An 18,962-nucleotide genomic window follows, 5' to 3' on the forward strand; every position below is an offset into this window, starting at 1 on the left:
CTTTACCGCAAGTCGCCAGCAATCCAGATTAACCCCGAGAGTCTGCAGCGGGCGCGCGGCCCGCCTCTTCCTGTGCGCGACGCAGCCGTTCACGGCTGTTGGTCAGGTGCAGCCGCATCGCGGCGCGTGCCGCCTCCGGGTCACCGCGCTTGATCGCCTCGTAGATTTCCTCGTGCTCGCGGTTCACGCGGCGCAGGTAGGCGCCGGCATCTTCCATCGCCAGGCGCGGCGAGTTCACGCGCGTGCGCGGAATCAGCGTCTCGCCCAGGTGACTCATGATGTCGGCGTAGTAACGATTGCCCGTCGAGCGGGCGATCTGCAGGTGGAAACGGAAATCCTGTGACACGGTTTCCGATGCCTCGCCCACATTGGCCTCGAAGGCATCGAGCGCATCGCGCATCTCGGTGAGCTGCGCATCGGTGCGGCGCAAGGCAGCGAGCGCCGCCGATTCCGACTCCAGGCTGATGCGCAACTCCAGCACCTGCAGCACGTCCACCGCATTGGCCATGTCAGCCGGTTCGAGGCGGAAAATCGCGGCCCTGCCCGGCTCCAGCACGAAGGTGCCAATGCCGTGACGCGTTTCCACGAGACCGCCCGCCTGCAGGCGCGAGAGCGCCTCCCGCACGACGGTGCGGCTCACGCCATGGGCGCGCACGATTTCGGATTCGGTCGGAAGCTTGTCGCCCGGACGCAAGGCGCCGGACTGGATGCGTCGCGAAAAGCTGTCGACGAGCCCATGCGCCAGGCTGCGCGAGCGGGCACGCGGCGGCATGGACGTGGGCACGACATCGGCCGATGCCGCAGAAGCGTCGGCCGGGGTCTGCCCTGTTGACAGGCTTGACATGGGCTGATGATAATTCCTCTCTAGTTGTATGACAACTGATAACACAACTCACATGCCGCCGCTGTTCATCCAGATGCATGCGCGCGACAACGTGGCCATCGTCGCCAACGAGGGCGGTCTGCGCTCGGGCGATTCGTTTTCCAACGGACTCACCCTGGTCGAAAACGTGCCGCAAGGCCACAAGGTCGCGCTCGAGGACATTCCCGAAGGCGGCGAAGTGCGCCGCTATGACGTCACCATCGGCCACGCACTCGTCGCCATCCCGGCCGGGGGCTGGGTGAACGAGAAGCGCCTGCGCATGCCTGATGCGCGAGAACTCACCGGCCTGCCGCCCGCCGGGTCGCGCGGCACGGTACGCCCCCCCCTCACCGGCCATACTTTCGAGGGCTTCCGCAATGCCGACGGGAGTGTGGGCACACGCAACCTGCTGGGGATCACGCAGACCGTGCAGTGCGTGGCCGGCGTCACCGACTTCGCAGTGCAGCGCATCCGCGACGAATTGCTGCCGCGCTATCCGAACGTGGACGGCGTGGTCGCACTCGAGCATGGCTACGGCTGCGGCGTCGCCATCGACGCGCCGGACGCGGTGATCCCCATCCGCACCTTGCGCAACCTCGCGCTCAATCCCAACTTCGGCGGCGAAGTGATGGTGGTGAGCCTGGGCTGCGAGAAGCTGCAGCCCGAGCGGCTGCTGCCCGCAGGCAGCATTCCCATCCGCGACGCGCGCGGCGAGCAGGAAGCGGAAGGCCTGGACGTCGTCTGCCTGCAGGACGAAGCACACGTCGGCTTCATGTCGATGGTCGATTCGATCCTGCGGCAGGCGAAGGTTCATCTCGAACGCCTGAACGCACGACGTCGCGAGACCGTGCCTGCCAGCGAGCTTGTGGTCGGCGTGCAGTGCGGCGGCAGCGATGCGTTCTCGGGCGTCACGGCCAACCCGGCCGTGGGCTTTTGCACCGACCTGCTCGTGGCGGCCGGCGCGACGGTGATGTTTTCGGAAACGACAGAAGTTCGCGACGCCATCGACCAGCTCACCGCGCGCGCTGCAACGCCCGAAGTGGCCGCCGCCATGGTGCGCGAGATGGCCTGGTACGACGCCTACCTGCAGCGCGGCAGCGTGGACCGCAGCGCCAACACCACGCCGGGCAACAAGAAAGGCGGCCTCTCGAACATCGTCGAGAAAGCCATGGGCTCGGTGGTGAAGTCGGGCAGCGCGCCGATCACCGGCGTGCTCTCCCCCGGCGAGAAGGTCACGCAGCACGGCCTGTACTACGCTGCCACGCCGGCCAGCGATTTCATCTGCGGCACGCTGCAACTGGCGGCCGGCATGAACCTTCACGTCTTTACCACCGGACGTGGCACGCCCTATGGCCTGGCCGAATGCCCCGTGATCAAGGTCGCAACGCGCACCGAGCTCGCGCGCCGCTGGCATGACCTGATGGACCTGAACGCGGGCCGCATCGCCGACGGCGAAGCCACCATCGAGGAAATGGGCTGGGAGCTTTTCCAGCTGATGCTCGACGTGGCCAGCGGCCGCAAGAAAACCTGGACCGAACAGTGGAAGCTGCACAACGCACTGGTGCTGTTCAACCCGGCGCCCGTGACGTAGCGACGCACGGCGCATCGAAGAGACACACAACGAAAAGAAGACAGCATTTCAACAACTGCATACGGAGACAAACCATGCAACGCAGATCCCTCATCACCGCGGCAGCCGCCGCACTCGGCATCGCCGCATCGCTGGCCACCGTGCCGGCCACCGCGCAAGGCACCTGGCCCACGGGCAAGGCCATCACCTACATGGTGCCCTTCCCCGCTGGCGGCACGACCGACGTGCTGGGCCGCCTCATCTCGCAGCAACTCGGCACGGTGCTGGGCACGTCCGTGGTCATCGACAACAAGGGCGGCGCGGGTGGCAGCGTCGGTTCGGAAATCGCGTCGCGCGCCGCGCCGGACGGCTACACCATCCTCGGCGGCACGATCAGCTCGCACGCCATCAACGTGAGCCTGTATCCCAAGATCGGCTATGACCCGATCAAGTCGTTCTCGCCCGTCACGCTGATCGGCACCAACCCGGTCGTGCTGGTCGTGAAGGCCGACAGCCCCTACAAGACGCTCAAGGACGTGCTGGACGCGAGCCGCGCCAAGCCGGGCGGCCTGTCGTCCGCGTCGGCGGGCAGCGGCACCTCGCAGCACCTGTCGCTGGAACTGCTGGCCTACAAGTCGGGCGTGAAATTCACGCACGTGCCGTACAAGGGCTCGGGTCCGGCGATCCAGGACGTGATCAGCGGCCAGGTCGACATGATGTTCGACACCACTGTCGTCGCCGCGCCGCACATCCAGAGCGGCAAGCTGCGGGCCATCGCCGTCACGTCGGCCAAGCGCCTCGCGTCGATGCCCGACGTGCCGACCGTGGCCGAGTCCGGCGTTCAGGGCCTGACCGACTTCGAGGTCGTCTCCTGGCAGGCGATCTTCGTGCCGGCCGGCACGCCGGCGCCGGTCATCGACCGCCTGCACACCGAGATCGCGAAGATTCTCGCCACCCCCGACATGCAGGGCCGCCTGAAGGGCTTCGGCATGGAGCCCGCCAACATGACGACCGCGCAGATCGCCGCCTTCCAGAAGGCCGAGGTCGACAAGTGGGCCCAGGTGATCAAGGCCGCGAACATCAAGGTGGAATGAACGGCGCAAGGACGTAACAGTCTGCACGGAGTGCGCACGCGGATGTAACGCACGCGCCGCAGACGCAAGGGGTGGCCGATAGAATCGACCACCCTTTTTTCTTCGCTGCCCCTTTTCATTTCGAATGGAAGCTCCCGTGTCCGACCGCCTTGCCGTGCTGCCGCAATACCTGCTTCCCAAGCAGGCCCTCACCACCTTCGCGGGCCGCGTGGCCAACGCGCGGCGGGGCGAACAGACGCAAAAGCTCATCAAGGGGTTCATCCGCAAGTACAAGGTGAACATGGACGAGGCGCTGGAGCCCGATCCGGCCGCCTACGCCAGCTTCAACGATTTCTTCACACGAGCACTGAAACCCGGTGCCCGCACGTTGGCCGATGCCGAACTGATCTGCCCGGTGGACGGCGCAATCAGCCAGTTCGGCGACATCGACGCCGGCCAGATCTTCCAGGCCAAGGGTCATCGCTACAGCGCGACGGCGCTGGTGGGCGGCGATGAGACCCTCGCCCGCAGATTCCACGACGGCCACTTCGCCACCATCTACCTCAGCCCGCGCGACTACCACCGCATCCACATGCCCTGCGACGGCCGGCTGCTTCGCATGATCCATGTGCCGGGCAAGCTGTTCTCGGTGAACCCGACGACGGCCCGCGGCGTGCCGGGGCTGTTCGCGGTCAACGAGCGCGTGGTCTGCGTGTTCGAAAGTGGAAGCGAAAGCGAAGACGGGCCGGACGCGCCGAAACAGCAATGGGTGCTTGTGCTTGTGGGCGCCACCATTGTGGGCAGCATGGCCACCGTCTGGCACGGGGTGGTGAACCCGCCACGCCACGGCCAGTTGCGCGAATGGCGCTATGACACGCAGGACGTGCGGCTGAAGCAAGGCGACGAGATGGGCCGCTTCCTGCTCGGCTCCACGGTGGTGATGCTGTTCCCGCGCGATGCCCGGAAGCCGCTGGCCTTCAATCCGGCCTGGCAGCCCGCAGGGCCGGTGCGCCTGGGCGAGCCGATGGCGGATCGGGCCTGAGCGCCTTCAGGCCGGCGATCTGAAGCTGGCCGGTCCGCCGGGCGCAAAGGCACGCAGCATGTCGCGCAGGTTCGCGGCTTCAGCGACGCCATAGGTCGTCTCGAACGCCGCCTGCGCGGCCTCCCAGTGCGGGATGGCTTCTGACAGCTTGGCCTCGCCGGCGGGCGTCAACTGCAGCAGGCGGCTGCGGCGGTCGGTGGCCGACACGGCGGTCTCGATGAAGCCGTCGCGCTGCAGCGGCTTGAGCACGCGCGTGAGCGTGGTGCGATCCATGCCGGCGGCCGTCGAAAGCGCGCTCACACCCATGGGCCCGTGCCGCCACAGGCGCAGCAGCAGCGAATACTGCCCGCCGCGCAGCCCTGCCTGCGCAAGGTGCCGGTCGTACAACTGCCCGATGGCCCTGCCCGCCTGCCGGAGCGCAAGCGCATTGCATTCGGTGAACTGGGGAAGCTTTGCGTCAGCCATGAAAGCATTCTGGCACGAAAGTGCATATGCACATAGAATGTCGCTTCAAATACGTGCATATGCACCAAAAAACGATGTCCAACCCGGCTCCCGCCCATTCCGCTCCAGACGGCACGCTCGATGCCCGCACGCGGCGACTGCTCGAAGGCCCGATCGCCCCCACGCTGCTGCGCATGGCCGCCCCCAACATGCTGGTGATGGTGGCGCAGGCCAGCGCAGGCCTGATCGAGACTTACTTCATCGGCAAGCTCGGTACCGATGCGCTGGCCGGCATGGCGCTGGTGTTCCCGCTGGTCATGCTGATGCAGATGCTGTCCGCAGGAGCCATTGGCGGCGGCATCTCGTCGTCGATCGCGCGGGCGCTGGGCGCACGCCGCCGTGCGGACGCCGACGACCTCGTCTTCCACGCGCTGGCCGCCAGCCTCTTCCTGGGTCTGGTCTACATGGTCTTCATGCTTGCGGGCGGGCGCTGGCTGTACGGCCGTATGGGCGGCTCGGGCGCGGCGCTGGAGGCGGCGCTGGTCTATTCGCACTGGGTGTTCGCCGGCGCGCTGCTGGTGTGGGCATTCAACGCGCTCGCTTCGGTCATCCGGGGCACAGGCAACATGGCGGTGCCGGCCTGGGTCACATTCATCGGCACGCTCGCGCTGGTGCCGCTGTCGCCACTGCTGATCTTCGGCTGGGGCCCGGTTCCCGGCATGGGCATCGCAGGCGGCGCGCTCGCACTGCTGATCTTCTACGCCGGCGGCACGCTCGTGCTGGCGCTCTACCTCCGCTCGCCGCGCAGCCTGCTGAAGCCATCGCTGGCTGCGGTGAAGTGGCGGCTGGCCCTGTTCGGTGACATCCTGCGCGTGGGCGTGGTGGCGTCGATATCCTCCATCTCGACCAACCTCGCCATTGCCATCGCAACGGCCCTGGCCGCCACCTTCGGCGTCGCCGCAGTGGCGGGGTACGGCACGGCATCGCGGCTCGAGTACCTGCTGGTGCCGCTGGTGTTCGGCCTGGGTGGTCCGCTGCTCGCCATGGTGGGCACCTGCATCGGCGCCGGCAAGCACGACCGCGCGCTTCAGGCTGCATGGATCGGCGCCGCCATCGCCTTCGCGGTCTGTGAAGTCATCGGTCTTTCAGCCGCCCTCTTCCCCATCCAATGGCTGTCGCTATTCGATACCGACCCGGCGATGCTGGAGACCGGCTCGCTGTACTTGCGCATCGTCGGCCCGGTCTATGGCTTTTTCGGGCTCGGCCTGGTCCTCTACTTCGCGTCGCAGGGCGCAGGCCGTCTGCTCTGGCCCGTGATCGGCAATGGCGTCCGCCTCGCGATCGCGGCCGTCGGCGGCCTGCTCGCACTGCACGCAGGGCTGGGCCTGGGCTGGGTCTTTGCCGCACAGGGCGCGGCGATCGTGGCCTACGGGCTCGTCAACGCCAGCGCCGTCGCACTCGGGGCCTGGTTCACCATCAACGAAAGGAAAACATCATGAAGATCAAGGACAGCGTCGTATTCATCACCGGTGCGAACCGCGGGCTCGGACTCGCATTCGCCAAGGAAGCGCTCGCGCGTGGCGCGAAGCGCGTGTATGCCGCGGCACGGGACCCGTCCACCATCAAGCTCGAAGGCGTGGTCCCCGTGAAGCTGGACGTGACCGATGCAGCGCAGGTGGCTGCGGCGGCGCAGGCGTGCGGCGACGTCACTTTCGTCATCAACAACGCAGGCATCGCGGACTTCGGCGGCTTCCTGACCGACCCATCGCTCGACTCCGCGCGCCGGCAGCTCGAAACCAACTTCTTCGGCCTGGTCCGCGTGAGCCAGGCTTTCGCGCCCGTGCTTGCTGCGCACGGCGGTGGCGCGCTGCTCAACATCCTGTCGATCGCCAGCTGGATCAACCGGCCCGCGCTCGGCACCTACGGCGCGACGAAGTCGGCCGCATGGGCCGCAACGAACGGTCTGCGCCACGAACTGCGCGAACAGGGCACGCTGGTGTCGGGCCTGCATGTGGGCTTCATCGACACCGACCTCACGACGGGCATCGATGCACCGAAGCTCACACCGGCCGAAGTGGTGAACACCGCGCTCGACGGCATCGAGGCGGGCATCGAGGAGATTCTTGCGGACGACAACACCCGCAAGGTGAAAGCGAGCCTGTCGAGTCCGCAGGCCGCGTATCTCGCAGCCTGATTCCGTCGCGGAAGGCGGCGCTCAGGCTGCCTTCTCTGCAGCGCCGCCGGCATCGAGACCGAGCAGGCGCACCGCGTTGTCCTTCAGGATGCCGGGCATCACTTCGGGCTTGAAGCCGGCGTCCTGGAAGTCCTTCATCCACCGGTCGGGCGTGATGAGCGGGTAGTCGCTGCCGAACAGCACACGGTCCTTCAGCAGCGTGTTCGCATACTGGACCAGCTGCTTCGGGAAGTACTTCGGGCTCCACCCCGACAGGTCGATCCACACATTGGGTTTGTGCGTGGCCACGGACAGCGCCTCGTCCTGCCATGGGAAGCTGGGGTGCGCCATGACGATCTGCATGTCGGGGAAATCGATGGCGACGTCGTCCAGATGCATGGGGTTGCTGTATTCCAGGCGCAAGCCGCCGCCGCAACGCATGCCCGAGCCGATGCCGCTGTGGCCGGTGTGGAAGATCGCGGGCAGCTTGTGCTCGGCGATCACTTCGTAGATGGGCCAGGCCATGCGGTCGTAAGGGTGGTAGCCCTGCACGGTCGGGTGGAACTTGAAGCCACGCACGCCGTGCTCTTCGATCAGGCGGCGCGCCTCGCGTGCGCCCATCTTGCCCTTGTGCGGGTCGATGCTGCCGAAGGCAATCATCATGTCGCTGTTCTTCGAGGCCGCTTCGGCAATCTCCTCATTCGGGATGCGCATGCGGCCGAGGTTGGACTCCGCGTCCACCATGAACATCACGAGGCCGATGTTGCGCTCGCGGTAGTAGTCGATGCTTTCCTGGATGGTGGGGCGGCGGTTGGAGCGGAAGTACTTGTCCGCCGCGCGGTCGTACTCCTCACCATAACTGTCGAACGGATTCCAGCAGCTGATTTCTGCATGGGTGTGGATGTCGATGGCGATGAGTTTGCTGGCGTCCATGTCTGCTCTCCAAGGGTAAACACCAATGAACCACTGGTTTATTCGGGTTGAATTGATTATATTTCATAACAATAATCCAACCACCGATCCAAAGCAATCATGACCCAGAACAAAGACCTCCACTTCGAAATGCAGGGCGACATCGCCGTCGTCCGCCTGACACGTCCGGCCAAGCGCAATGCCATCTCCGATGCGCTCGTGCTGGCCATCCGGGACGTGTTCGAGAAGCTGCCGTCCACCGCGCGCGCCGCCGTGCTCGACGGCGAGGGCGAGCATTTCTGCGCGGGCCTGGACCTCTCCGAAATCAACGAACGCGATGCCGGCCAAGGCGTGCACCACTCGCGCATGTGGCATCACGCGCTCGAACGCGTGCAATATGGCCCGGTGCCCGTCATCGCGTCCCTGCACGGCGCAGTCGTCGGCGGTGGCCTGGAGCTCGCGAGCTCCTGCCACATCCGCGTGGCCGACGACACCACGTTCTACGCGCTGCCCGAAGGCTCGCGCGGCATCTTCGTCGGTGGCGGCGGTTCGGTGCGCATCCCGCGCCTGATCGGTGTGCCGCGCATGACCGACATGATGCTGACCGGCCGCGTCTACAACGCCGTCGATGGCGAGCGCGCCGGCTTCGCGCAGTATCTCGTGCCGAACGGCCAATCTTTCGACAAGGCCATGGAACTCGCGCGCAAGGTCGCATCCAACGCACCATTGACCAACTACGCGCTCACGCACGGCCTGCCCCGCATCGCCGACCAGCCTGCGGACCTGGGCTACTTCACCGAGGCGCTGATGGCCGGCATCGCGCAAAGCGCCCCCGAAGCCAAGCAGCGGGTGCGGGACTTCCTCGAGAAGCGTGCTGCCAAGGTCAGCAAGGACGCATGACAAGAACGTCGAGGGCAGAGAGAGACACATGAACACAGCGACAGCAACCGCACCCGGCACCGGGGCCGAACCCCGGTACCGCCCGCTCGAATTCGGAGTGAAGCGCGTGGAACTGCGCGATGTCGGTGACATCCGCTACGTGCGCGCCGACAAGTCGCTCGAGGCCTACGCGCCGCGCATGACGGACCGGCTCGTGCACTGGGCCCAGGCCGCGCCGGACCGCACCTTCCTCGCCCGGCGCGTGCGCAATGCCGACGGCAGCACCGGTGACTGGCGTCATGTGAGCTATGCCGAGGCGCTGACGACGGCACGCAGCATCGCGCAGGCCCTGCTCGATCGCGGCCTGGGCGTCGAACGCCCCGTGGTGATCCTGAGCGAAAACGACCTCGAACATGCGCTGCTTGCCCTGGGTTGCATGGTGGCCGGCATCCCGTTCTGCTCGGCATCGCCGGCCTACTCGCTCATCAGCCAGGACTTCGAGAAGCTGCGCCACATCCTGAAGACGCTGACGCCGGGCCTGGTGTTCGCGTCCGACGAAGCCCGCTATGGCCGCGCGGCAGCAGCAACGCTGGGCGACGACGTGGAAGTGGTTTACGCCAACCCGCTGCCGGGAAGCACGGCGAAGTCCACCCCATTCGCCGATCTGCTGGCGACGAAGCCCACGCCCGCTGTCGATGCCGCCATGGCGGCGACCGGCGCGGACACCATCGTCAAGTTCCTTTTCACCTCTGGCTCCACCAAACTGCCGAAGGCCGTGATCAACACGCACGGCATGTGGTGCGCCAACCAGCAGCAGATGCGCCAGTCGATGCCGGTGCTGCAGCAGGAGCCGCCGGTGCTGGTGGACTGGCTGCCGTGGAACCACACTTTCGGCGGGAACCACAACATCGGCATGGTGCTCTACAACGGCGGCACGATGTACATCGACGATGGCAAGCCCACGCCTGCGCTCGTCGGCGAGACGCTGCGCAACCTGCGCGAAGTCGCCCCCACGCTGTACTTCAACGTGCCCACCGGCTTCGAGGCCATCGCCGCCGCGATGAAGACCGACGCACAGCTGCGCAGGACGCTGCTGTCGCGCGTGAAGATGTTCTTCTACGCCGGCGCCGGCCTCGCGCAGAACGTGTGGGACACGCTGCACGAGATGCAGGAAGCCGAGATCGGCGAGCGCATCGTCATGGCCACCAGCATGGGCATGACCGAGTCCTCGCCCTTCGCGCTGTTCATCACCAGCCACAAGGTCAAGGCCGGCTACATCGGCGTGCCGACGCCGGGCCTCGAACTCAAGCTCGTCCCGATGAACGGCAAGACCGAGCTGCGCTACAAGGGCCCCAACATCACGCCCGGCTACTGGAAATCGCCTGACGCGACGGCCGAGGCTTTCGACGAAGAAGGCTTCTTCTGCACGGGTGATGCCGTGCTGTGGATCGACGATGCCGACCCGCACCAGGGCCTGAAGTTCGACGGCCGCATCGCCGAAGATTTCAAGCTCGCCACCGGCACTTTCGTCTCCGTCGGTCCGCTGCGCGCGAAGATCACCGCCGCCGGCGCGCCTTACATCCAGGACGTCGTGCTCACGGGCATCAACATGAAGGAAGTCGGTGCGCTCGTCGTGCCGACGGCGAACGTGCGCAAGCTCGCAGGCCTGGCGGCCGATGCGCCGATGAAGGCGGTGCTCGAAAGCGCACCTGTGCAGGCCCATTTCCAGCAGGTGCTCGACGGACTTGCCGCCTCGGCCACGGGCAGCGCCAACCGTGTCGCGCGCATGCACCTGATGCACGAGCCGCCGTCCATCGACAAGGGCGAGGTCACCGACAAGGGCTCCATCAACCAGCGTGCCGTGCTCAAGCACCGCGACGCCATGGTGCAGGCACTGCACGACGGCAGCCTGCCTTTCACACTGATTCCGAAGGAACAGAGCACATGAATATCCAGGGACAGGCCGCACTGGTCACCGGCGCAGCCTCCGGCCTCGGCGAAGCGACGGCGCGCGAACTCGCGCGGCTGGGCGCGAAGGTCGCCCTGCTCGACGTCAACCTCGCGCTGGCCGAGCAGGTAGCGGGCAGCATCAACGCCGCGCACGGCGCCGGCACGGCAGTCGCCTGTCAGTGCGACATCACCAGCACCGAAAGCGCCACGGCCGCCATCGACAAGGCAGCGGCTGCGCACGGCCCCGCGCGCATCCTGATGAACGTTGCCGGCATCGGCACCGCCAAACGCGTGGTCGGCAAGGACGGCTCGCCCGCGCCGCTGGAAGACTTCACGCGTGTCATCACCGTGAACCTCGTCGGTGCCTACAACATGAGTCGCCTGTTCGCTGCGGCTTGCAGCAAGCTGACGGCCATGGAAGACGGCGAGCGCGGCGTGATCATGTACACCGCCTCGGTCGCGGCCTTCGATGGGCAGGTCGGACAGCAGGCCTACAGTGCGTCCAAGGGCGGACTCGTGGGCATGACGCTGCCGATGGCACGCGACCTGGCGCAGCACGGCATCCGTGTGTGCACCGTCGCCCCCGGGTTATTCGCTACGCCGCTGATGAAACAACTGCCCGAAGCGGTGCAACAATCGCTCGCCGCGTCGATCCCATTCCCCCAGAGACTGGGTAAACCGGAGGAGTTCGCCGAACTGGCCGCCCACATCGTGACCAACGGGCACCTCAACGGCGAAGTGATCCGGCTCGACGGAGCGTTGCGCATGGCGCCGCGCTGAAACTTCAACCACCCCCGCAAGGAGACATCGCATGAAATTCACGAAAACAATCATCACCGCTGCCGTGGCGCTGGCTGTCGCCGGCAGCGCCCTGGCCGACATCACCATCGGTGTGGTGCAGCCGCTGACGGGCCCGGCATCCGGCCTGGGCATCCCGGTCGGCAACGCCGTCAAGATCTGGCCGACCACGATCGCCGGTGAGAAGCTCAAGGTCATCGTGCTGGACGACGCCACCGACCCGACCGCCGGCACCAAGGCCACGCAGCGCCTGGTGACGGAAGACAAGGTCGACGTGATCGTCGGCTCCACCGCCACGCCGGTCGCCATCCCGATGGCCGACATCGCCACCAGCTCGGGCACGCCCCAGATTTCCACCGCCCCCGCCGGCCTGCCCCCGGGCAAGGACAAGTGGATGTTCCGCCTGCCGCAATCGAACGCCGTCATGGCCCACGCCATGGTCGAGCACATGAAGAAGCAGAACATCAAGACCGTGGGCTTCCTCGGTTACACCGACGCCTACGGCGAACTGTGGCTCAAGGACTTCACCGCCACGGCCGAGAAAAGCGGCATCAAGGTCACCGCGGCCGAGCGCTTCGCGCGCGCAGACACCAGCGTGACCGCGCAGGCACTGAAGCTCGTATCGGGCAACCCCGACGCGATCCTGATCGTGGCTTCCGGTTCGGGTGCCGGCATGCCGCAGAAGGCCATCATGGAGCGCGGCTACAAGGGCAAGGTCTACCAGACGCACGCCGCCGCCACGCGTGACCTGATGCGCACCGCCGGCAAGGACGCCGACGGCACGTTCGTGGTCTCCGGCCCGGCCGTGATCGCCGAGCAGTTGCCCGACAGCCATCCCTCCAAGAAGCAGGCCATCGCCTTCGTGCAGGCATTCGAGAAAGCCTACGGTCCGGGTTCGCGCAACCAGTTCGCGGGCCACGGCTGGGACGCAGTCATCGTGCTGGAAAAGGCCGTGCCGGTCGCCCTGAAGAAGGCCAAGCCGGGCACGCCGGAGTTCCGCGCCGCGCTGCGCGACGCGTTCGAGGGCATGGGCCGCACGGTGCTGGCGCACGGCGTGCTGAACTGGACCGCTGACGACCACTGGGGCTACACCAACGAAACCGGTGTGATGCTGAAGGTCGTGAACGGCGAGTTCAAGGTCGAGCAGTAAGCACCTCCGCGGACGCGGCGGCACGCGCAAGCGGACCGCCGCGTCTTTTTTAGCGAATCCCAACCACAACAACAAAAGCCATGGACTTCTCAATTGCCAGCATCCTGCTGCTGGACGGACTCACCAACGGCGCGATCTACGCCCTGCTCGGCATGGCGCTTGTGCTGGTCTTCGCGGTGACCCGTGTCATCTTCATCCCGCAAGGGGAGTTCGTGGCGTACGGTGCGCTCACGCTCGCCATTTTCCAGACCGGCAAGACACCGGGCACGGTGTGGCTGCTGCTCATCGTGGCCGTCATTGCAGCACTGATGGACATCGTGTCGTCGTGGCGCGAGAACCGCAATGCGGCGCTGGCATTCAAGACCGGCTTCAGGACTTTCGTCATCCCTGCCGTGATCTGCGCGGTTTCCGCATGGGCGGCGACGCGTGGCTTCCCGCTGCTGGTGCAGGCATTGCTCACCATCTGCATCGTGACCGCTTTCGGCCCGCTCGTGTATCGCGTGGCCTATGAATCCCTGGCCGGCGCGAGCACGCTGGTGCTGCTGATCGTCTCGGTCGGCGTGCACTTCGCCATGACCGGCCTCGGCCTGCTCTTCTTCGGCGCGGAGGGTTTCCGCAATCCCTCGTTCTGGGACGCGCGCTTTGCCGCCGGCCCGCTGAACGTGAGCGGCCAGGCGCTGATCATCTTCCTGGCCTCGGCCGCACTCATCGTGATGCTGTGGCTGTTCTTCGAGCGCACGCTGTACGGCAAGGCGCTGCGCGCCACCGCCGTCAACCGCCTGGGTGCGCGCCTGATGGGCATCTCCACGCGCAGCGCGGGCAAGCTCACGTTCGCGATGGCCGGTCTGATCGGCGCGCTGTCGGGCCTGCTGATCGGGCCGACGACGACGGTGTTCTACGACTCGGGCTTCCTCATCGGCCTCAAGGGCTTCGTTGCGGCGGTGATCGCCGGGCTTTCCAGCTACCCGGGCGCTCTGATCGGTGCGCTGGCCGTGGGCGTGGTCGAAGCATTCGGCTCTTTCTGGGCTTCGGCGTTCAAGGAAGTCATCGTGTTCACGCTGATCCTGCCTGTGTTGCTTTGGCGTTCGTTGGCCAGTGGGCATTCGGATGAAGAGCACTGACATGTTCGTGGGTGGAATGCAAAGCTCCGGGGGTGACTGCGCCCGCTTGCCGGTGCTTGCCCCTGCTGCGCAGGGGTGCCCTGCGATGCTCGACGGGACGGCCACGCGGCGCAACTCACTACGCGCTCTTCGAGCGCTTCGTTCAGACAAGCGCCGCAAGCATGAGGTTGAAGCACGCTGCGCGCGCTGGCCGTCCCATCTGCGCTTCTCGGCTGCGCACAGGCAAGCGGGCGCAGTCACCCCCGGAGCTTTGCGGCAGTGTGGGCATGCAACTATTTCCGGTGCCGTTTCCGTAAGGATCGATGCCTGTTCCCCAGTCTCTCAGTGCGCCACCATTGCGCCAGTGCTGCAGGCGGTGTGCCTGTGGGCCTCACTCAGGAGCGCCGAGCAGCGCAGGGAAGTCGGCGCAACGCGCCGACCGCTCGTGCGTGAGGCCCACAGGCACACCGCCTGCCGCACCACACCCGCAAATCAAGAAAACAAGCCCGTCGACAACAAGCAGTTCTGAGAACACCAACAACATGTCATCGACCGACCAACGAACCCAAGCCGCCCTGCCGCTCGCAGGAAGCGCCCAGTCGCTCGGCCTCACGCTGCGCACGTGGGGCCCTGCCCTGCTCGTCGCCGTGCTCGCCGCCATCCCGCTGCTGCCGCTGCCCGACTTCTGGATCATCCAGCTCAACTACATCGGCATCTACACCCTGCCCGTGCTCGGCCTCGTGCTGCTCACCGGCGTCGCCGGCCTCACGTCCTTCGGGCAAGCGGCCTTCGTCGGCATCGGCGCATACACCTCCGCATGGCTGACGGTGAACATGGGTGCATCGCCGTGGATCACCGTGTTCGTGGGCCTGGCCTTCACCGCCGTGAGCGCGCTCGTCATCGGCGCCCTCACCCTGCGCATGTCGGGCCACTACCTGCCGCTGGCCACCATCGCCTGGGCGCTGTCGCTGTACTACCTCATGGGCAACCTGGATACGCTGGGCAAGTACGACGGCCTGCTCGGCGTGCCCGGCATGTCGCTCTTCGGCCTGGAGTTCGGCCAGCAGCGCATCTTCTACGTGCTGGTCTGGACACTCGCCCTCCTTGCCGCCTTCGCTGTCATTCGCCTGCTGGACTCGCGCAGCGGCCGCGCCATCCGCGCGCTCGCCGGTGGCTCGCAGATGGCCGAGGCCATGGGCGTGAACACGCTGCGCCACAAGATCGGCATCTTCGTGCTGGCTGCCATGTTCGCCTCCGTCTCGGGCTGGCTGTTCGCGCACTTCCAGCGCACGGTGAACCCTTCGCCGTTCGGCCTGAAGATGGGCATCGAGTACCTGTTCATGGCCGTGCTCGGCGGTGCGGGTTACGTGTGGGGTGCCATCACCGGCGCGGGCATCGTGAAGATCCTGGAAGACCAGCTGCAGGTGCTGTTGCCCAAGCTCATCGGCACCAGCGGCAGCTACGAGATCATCGTCTTCGGCATCCTGCTGGTGCTGGTGCTCAAGTACCTGCCCAGTGGCCTGTGGGAGTTCGTGGACCGCCGCCTGCCGCGCCGCGTGCGCCGCATCGACTGGGCCGATGCGCCGCCGCTGCCGTCACGCACGCAACCTGCCGCCAACGAGCTCGTGCTCGAAGTGAAGGCCGTGCGCAAGACTTTCGGTGGCCTGGTCGCGGTCAACGACATCAGCTTCAACACGCATGCCGGCGAGATCGTCGGCCTGATCGGCCCCAACGGTGCGGGCAAGTCCACCACGTTCAACCTCATCACCGGACTGCTCTCGCTCTCGGGTGGTGACGTGAAGTTCCGGGGCGAGACCATCAGCGGCCTGCCCTCGCGCGAGATCGCGCGGCGCGGCGTGGCACGCACTTTCCAGCACGTGAAGCTGATCGCCGACATGACGGTGCTGGAGAACGTGGCTCTCGGCGGTCACCTGCGCGGCAGCAAGGGCGCTGTCTCGGCGATGCTGCGCATCGACCGCGCCGAAGAGCGGCAGTTGCTGCGTGAAGCGCAGCGCCAGCTCGAACGCGTGGGCATGGGCGACTACCTGCATGAGCAGGCGGGCAACCTGGCCATGGGCCAGCAGCGCCTGCTGGAAATCGCCCGCGCGCTCTGCGCCGACCCCGCCCTGCTGCTGCTGGACGAGCCCGCTGCCGGCCTGCGCCACAAGGAGAAGCAGGCTCTTGCCGACGTGCTGCGCCAGCTGCGCAGCGAAGGCATGAGCATCCTGCTGGTGGAGCACGACATGGGCCTCGTGATGGATGTGTGCGACCGCCTGAAGGTCATGGAATTCGGCACGCACCTGATGGAAGGCACGCCCGCCGAAGTGCAGCAGAGCCCTGCGGTGCGCGCTGCGTACCTGGGCACGGAACATTGAAGGAACGGGCATGACGAACAACAACAATGCCAACACCACCCCCATGCTCAAGGTGCAAGGCCTGCGCGCCGGCTACGGCCGCGCCGAAGTGCTGCACGGCATCGACCTGGAAGCCGCCCGCGGCAGCGTCATCACCGTGATCGGCCCCAACGGCGCGGGGAAATCCACGCTGCTGAACGCACTGATGGGCGTGCTGCCCGCGCAGGGCACGCTGCAGTACGACGGCCACGACATCCGCACCGCCGAACTCGAAACCCGCGTCATGCAGGGCATGGCGCTCGTACCCGAGAAGCGCGAGCTCTTCGGCACCATGACCGTTGAAGACAACCTCGAACTCGGCGCGTTCCGCCAGGTTCGTCTGCGCAACCGGCAGTGGCGCGAACGGCTCGAAGAAGTGTTTGCGCTCTTCCCGCGCCTGAAGGAGCGCCGCACGCAACTCGCGGGCACGCTTTCGGGCGGCGAGCGCCAGATGCTGGCCGTGGGCCGCGCGCTGATGTCGCGCCCTTCGCTGCTCATGCTGGACGAGCCCAGCCTCGGCCTCGCGCCGCTGGTGGTGAAGGAAATCTTCCGCACCATCGACGAATTGCGCAAGACCGGCGTGACCATCCTGCTGGTGGAGCAGAACGCACGCGCCGCGCTCGAAGTGGCCGACTACGGCTACGTGCTGGAGATGGGCGAGATCAGCGTACAGGGGCCGGCGGCTGAACTCGCGAATGACCCGCGTGTGATCGATACCTATCTCGGCGCGGCAAAGAAGCCGTCCGGACAAGCCGCCTGAACTGCCAACCGATTTCCGAAGCCCAGCGCCCGATGGATTACCAGCCTTCGCTCTCCGATATCCGCTTCCTGCTGAACGACGTGCTGGACGCCGGCACGCAATGGCGCGAACTCGCACCTTTCGCCGAAACCGACGATGACCTCGCCTCGCAGGTGCTCGAAGAAGCGGGCAAGTTCGTCGCGGAGCGCGTCGCGCCGCTCACGCGCGATGGCGACGAGATCGGCGCACGCTTCGAAGGCGCCGATGCATCGGGCTTCAGCCGCGTCGTCATGGCTCCGGGCTTCCGCGACGCGTACCAGTCGTTCTGGCAAGCCGGTTGGCCCGCGCTGTCCTGCGCTCCCGAAGACGGCGGCCAAGGCCTGCCCTGGGTGCTGGAAGGCGTGCTCTATGAATGGCTGAGCGCGGCCAACCACGGCTGGACCATGGCCCCGGGCCTGCTGCATGGTGCGTACGAATGCATCAGGCACCACGCCAGCGATGCACTGAAGGCCGTTTATCTCGGCAAGGTCGCCAGTGGTGAATGGCTTGCCACGATGTGCCTGACCGAACCGCATGCGGGCAGCGACCTGGGGCTTGCGCGCACCCGGGCAACCCCGCAGTCCGACGGCAGCTACCGCCTCTCGGGCACCAAGATCTTCATCTCAGGTGGTGAGCATGACCTGACGGACAACATCGTCCATCTCGTGCTCGCGCGCCTGCCGGATGCGCCGCCCGGGCCGAAAGGCCTGTCCCTCTTCCTTGCGCCGAAGTTCATGCCGGAGGGCTCGCGCAACGCCGTGCACTGCGAGCGCATCGAGGAAAAGATGGGCCTGCACGGCAGCCCCACCTGCGTGATGCGCTTCGACGAGGCCACCGGCTGGATCGTCGGCGAGCCGGGACGCGGCCTCAACGCGATGTTCGTGATGATGAACGCCGCGCGCGTGCACGTCGCGCTGCAGGGCATCGGCCTGCTGGATGCCGCGTGGCAGAAGGCCGACGCGTACGCGAAAGAGCGTCGCCAGATGCGTGCGCCGCGCGCAGCCGCCGCAGCGCCGGCAACAGCAGCCACCGGCCCCGACCTCATCATCGAGCACCCCGCAGTGCGTCGCATGCTCGACGTGCAGCGCGCCTGGATCGACGGCGGCCGCCTGCTCGCCTACCGCACCGGCCTGGAACTGGACATCGCGAAACACCATCCCGACCCGAAGCGCCGTGACGCCGCGCAGACCTGGTGCAGCCTCGTCACGCCGGTGCTCAAGGCCGCATGGACGAACCAGGCTTTCATCGGGGCGAGCGAATGCCTGCAGGTCTTCGGCGGCCACGGCTACGTGCGTGAATGGGGCATCGAGCAGATCGTGCGCGATTCACGTGTGGCGATGATCTACGAAGGCACGAACGAGATCCAGGCCATCGACCTGCTGGTGCGCAAAGTGTTGCCGGACGGCGGGGCTGCCCTTGGCAAGGCCCTGCTCTCGCTGCGCGCCGACATGGATGCCGGGCGCGAGACCGATGCGGCCGTGATGCGCCGCTTCGCCGAACTGCGTTACCTCACCGCGACGCTGGTGGAAGCGGCCAAGCAGGACGCCATGCTGCCCTACGAAGTGGCAGACGACTACCTGCGTGCCGTGGCGCTGGCGCTGCTGTCCTGGTCGTGGGCGCGCATCTCGGCCACCGAAGGCGGCGATGCACCCCGCTGGCAGCAGGCCGACGCCGCGATGCATTCGCGCATACTCCCGGAGTTCGCCATGCGCGTCTCCATGATCCAGACACGCTGCAAGACGATACTTGGCGCGGTGGCAGCCTGAGGGTGAAAGAGAAGCAGGCCGCCACGACACGCACCCACGCATGACCAGAGAAACCCGATCAGGAAAGGTTCA

The 18,962-nt window shown here is 66.6% G+C and carries 16 protein-coding genes; 13 read left to right on the plus strand and 3 right to left on the minus strand.

Features of this window, described 5'->3' with window-relative positions:
- Nucleotides 1-28 precede the first annotated feature (28 nt).
- Complete coding sequence (locus ACO2Q9_RS00330) at nucleotides 29-844, minus strand: FadR/GntR family transcriptional regulator (RefSeq protein ID WP_423307144.1); 816 nt, start codon at nucleotides 842-844, stop codon at nucleotides 29-31.
- Nucleotides 845-896: 52 nt separating this feature from the next.
- Between ACO2Q9_RS00330 and garD the strand changes: the two genes are divergently transcribed.
- The 3 genes from garD to asd all read left to right on the plus strand — a co-directional run bounded on the left by garD (nucleotide 897) and on the right by asd (nucleotide 4,547).
- Nucleotides 897-2,453: a galactarate dehydratase gene (gene garD, locus ACO2Q9_RS00335; protein WP_423307146.1), complete on the plus strand. Its 1,557-nt coding sequence runs from the start codon at nucleotides 897-899 to the stop codon at nucleotides 2,451-2,453.
- Nucleotides 2,454-2,527: 74 nt separating this feature from the next.
- Nucleotides 2,528-3,526, plus strand: a complete 999-nt coding sequence (locus tag ACO2Q9_RS00340) for a Bug family tripartite tricarboxylate transporter substrate binding protein (protein ID WP_423307148.1) — start codon at nucleotides 2,528-2,530, stop codon at nucleotides 3,524-3,526.
- A 136-nt stretch (nucleotides 3,527-3,662) separates the two neighbouring features.
- Nucleotides 3,663-4,547 (plus strand): archaetidylserine decarboxylase, encoded by an 885-nt coding sequence (gene asd / locus ACO2Q9_RS00345; RefSeq protein WP_423307150.1) that lies wholly within the window; start codon nucleotides 3,663-3,665, stop codon nucleotides 4,545-4,547.
- Nucleotides 4,548-4,553: 6 nt separating this feature from the next.
- On the opposite strand, the gene ACO2Q9_RS00350 is transcribed toward asd, so the two are convergent.
- On the minus strand, nucleotides 4,554-5,012 hold the full coding sequence (locus ACO2Q9_RS00350; RefSeq protein ID WP_423307152.1) for a MarR family winged helix-turn-helix transcriptional regulator: 459 nt from the start codon (nucleotides 5,010-5,012) through the stop codon (nucleotides 4,554-4,556).
- Nucleotides 5,013-5,071: 59 nt separating this feature from the next.
- Here ACO2Q9_RS00350 and ACO2Q9_RS00355 point away from each other — a divergent pair, with 59 nt between their 5' ends.
- The gene (locus ACO2Q9_RS00355) at nucleotides 5,072-6,490 is read left to right on the plus strand and encodes an MATE family efflux transporter (protein WP_423307154.1); all 1,419 of its coding nucleotides are present in this window, start codon (nucleotides 5,072-5,074) and stop codon (nucleotides 6,488-6,490) included.
- Entirely contained in the window at nucleotides 6,487-7,185 is a 699-nt protein-coding gene (locus ACO2Q9_RS00360) for an SDR family oxidoreductase (protein ID WP_423307156.1), read from the plus strand. Before ACO2Q9_RS00355 ends, ACO2Q9_RS00360 begins: the two co-directional genes overlap by 4 nt.
- A gap of 21 nt (nucleotides 7,186-7,206) precedes the next feature.
- Here ACO2Q9_RS00360 and ACO2Q9_RS00365 read toward each other — a convergent pair whose 3' ends face one another.
- Nucleotides 7,207-8,097: an amidohydrolase family protein gene (locus tag ACO2Q9_RS00365; RefSeq protein ID WP_423307158.1), complete on the minus strand. Its 891-nt coding sequence runs from the start codon at nucleotides 8,095-8,097 to the stop codon at nucleotides 7,207-7,209.
- Between the two features lie 99 nt (nucleotides 8,098-8,196).
- Here ACO2Q9_RS00365 and ACO2Q9_RS00370 point away from each other — a divergent pair, with 99 nt between their 5' ends.
- The 8 genes from ACO2Q9_RS00370 (at nucleotide 8,197) to ACO2Q9_RS00405 (ending at nucleotide 18,890) form a co-directional block, all read left to right on the plus strand.
- Complete coding sequence (locus tag ACO2Q9_RS00370) at nucleotides 8,197-8,976, plus strand: crotonase/enoyl-CoA hydratase family protein (RefSeq protein WP_423307160.1); 780 nt, start codon at nucleotides 8,197-8,199, stop codon at nucleotides 8,974-8,976.
- A 28-nt stretch (nucleotides 8,977-9,004) separates the two neighbouring features.
- Nucleotides 9,005-10,903, plus strand: coding sequence for a feruloyl-CoA synthase (locus tag ACO2Q9_RS00375; protein ID WP_423307162.1), 1,899 nt, complete (start codon nucleotides 9,005-9,007; stop codon nucleotides 10,901-10,903).
- Entirely contained in the window at nucleotides 10,900-11,685 is a 786-nt protein-coding gene (locus tag ACO2Q9_RS00380) for an SDR family NAD(P)-dependent oxidoreductase (protein ID WP_423307164.1), read from the plus strand. The genes ACO2Q9_RS00375 and ACO2Q9_RS00380 overlap by 4 nt, the downstream gene beginning before the upstream one ends.
- A gap of 31 nt (nucleotides 11,686-11,716) precedes the next feature.
- Nucleotides 11,717-12,853, plus strand: a complete 1,137-nt coding sequence (locus ACO2Q9_RS00385) for an ABC transporter substrate-binding protein (protein ID WP_423307166.1) — start codon at nucleotides 11,717-11,719, stop codon at nucleotides 12,851-12,853.
- A gap of 80 nt (nucleotides 12,854-12,933) precedes the next feature.
- Complete coding sequence (locus ACO2Q9_RS00390) at nucleotides 12,934-13,974, plus strand: branched-chain amino acid ABC transporter permease (protein ID WP_423307168.1); 1,041 nt, start codon at nucleotides 12,934-12,936, stop codon at nucleotides 13,972-13,974.
- 521 nt (nucleotides 13,975-14,495) lie between these two features.
- Nucleotides 14,496-16,328: an ABC transporter permease subunit gene (locus ACO2Q9_RS00395; RefSeq protein WP_423307170.1), complete on the plus strand. Its 1,833-nt coding sequence runs from the start codon at nucleotides 14,496-14,498 to the stop codon at nucleotides 16,326-16,328.
- 10 nt (nucleotides 16,329-16,338) lie between these two features.
- Complete coding sequence (locus tag ACO2Q9_RS00400) at nucleotides 16,339-17,106, plus strand: ABC transporter ATP-binding protein (RefSeq protein ID WP_423307172.1); 768 nt, start codon at nucleotides 16,339-16,341, stop codon at nucleotides 17,104-17,106.
- A 32-nt stretch (nucleotides 17,107-17,138) separates the two neighbouring features.
- Nucleotides 17,139-18,890, plus strand: coding sequence for an acyl-CoA dehydrogenase family protein (locus ACO2Q9_RS00405; RefSeq protein WP_423307174.1), 1,752 nt, complete (start codon nucleotides 17,139-17,141; stop codon nucleotides 18,888-18,890).
- Nucleotides 18,891-18,962: the final 72 nt, after the last annotated feature.

Origin of the sequence: Variovorax sp. VNK109 (genome assembly GCF_049445855.1) — a bacterium.
GTDB lineage: Bacteria > Pseudomonadota > Gammaproteobacteria > Burkholderiales > Burkholderiaceae_C > JAGOCV01.

Excerpts from the sequence above, each read along its gene's own strand:
- ACO2Q9_RS00380 (WP_423307164.1), top strand. The coding sequence starts at position 10,900 with ATGAATATCCAGGGACAGGCCGCACTGGTCACCGGCGCAGCCTCCGGC.
- ACO2Q9_RS00370 (WP_423307160.1), top strand. The coding sequence starts at position 8,197 with ATGACCCAGAACAAAGACCTCCACTTCGAAATGCAGGGCGACATCGCC.
- ACO2Q9_RS00395 (WP_423307170.1), top strand. The coding sequence starts at position 14,496 with ATGTCATCGACCGACCAACGAACCCAAGCCGCCCTGCCGCTCGCAGGA.
- ACO2Q9_RS00390 (WP_423307168.1), top strand. The coding sequence starts at position 12,934 with ATGGACTTCTCAATTGCCAGCATCCTGCTGCTGGACGGACTCACCAAC.
- ACO2Q9_RS00365 (WP_423307158.1), bottom strand. The coding sequence starts at position 8,097 with ATGGACGCCAGCAAACTCATCGCCATCGACATCCACACCCATGCAGAA.
- ACO2Q9_RS00350 (WP_423307152.1), bottom strand. The coding sequence starts at position 5,012 with ATGGCTGACGCAAAGCTTCCCCAGTTCACCGAATGCAATGCGCTTGCG.
- ACO2Q9_RS00375 (WP_423307162.1), top strand. The coding sequence starts at position 9,005 with ATGAACACAGCGACAGCAACCGCACCCGGCACCGGGGCCGAACCCCGG.
- ACO2Q9_RS00360 (WP_423307156.1), top strand. The coding sequence starts at position 6,487 with ATGAAGATCAAGGACAGCGTCGTATTCATCACCGGTGCGAACCGCGGG.
- ACO2Q9_RS00330 (WP_423307144.1), bottom strand. The coding sequence starts at position 844 with ATGTCAAGCCTGTCAACAGGGCAGACCCCGGCCGACGCTTCTGCGGCA.
- ACO2Q9_RS00400 (WP_423307172.1), top strand. The coding sequence starts at position 16,339 with ATGACGAACAACAACAATGCCAACACCACCCCCATGCTCAAGGTGCAA.
- garD (WP_423307146.1), top strand. The coding sequence starts at position 897 with ATGCCGCCGCTGTTCATCCAGATGCATGCGCGCGACAACGTGGCCATC.
- ACO2Q9_RS00385 (WP_423307166.1), top strand. The coding sequence starts at position 11,717 with ATGAAATTCACGAAAACAATCATCACCGCTGCCGTGGCGCTGGCTGTC.
- ACO2Q9_RS00405 (WP_423307174.1), top strand. The coding sequence starts at position 17,139 with ATGGATTACCAGCCTTCGCTCTCCGATATCCGCTTCCTGCTGAACGAC.
- ACO2Q9_RS00355 (WP_423307154.1), top strand. The coding sequence starts at position 5,072 with ATGCACCAAAAAACGATGTCCAACCCGGCTCCCGCCCATTCCGCTCCA.
- ACO2Q9_RS00340 (WP_423307148.1), top strand. The coding sequence starts at position 2,528 with ATGCAACGCAGATCCCTCATCACCGCGGCAGCCGCCGCACTCGGCATC.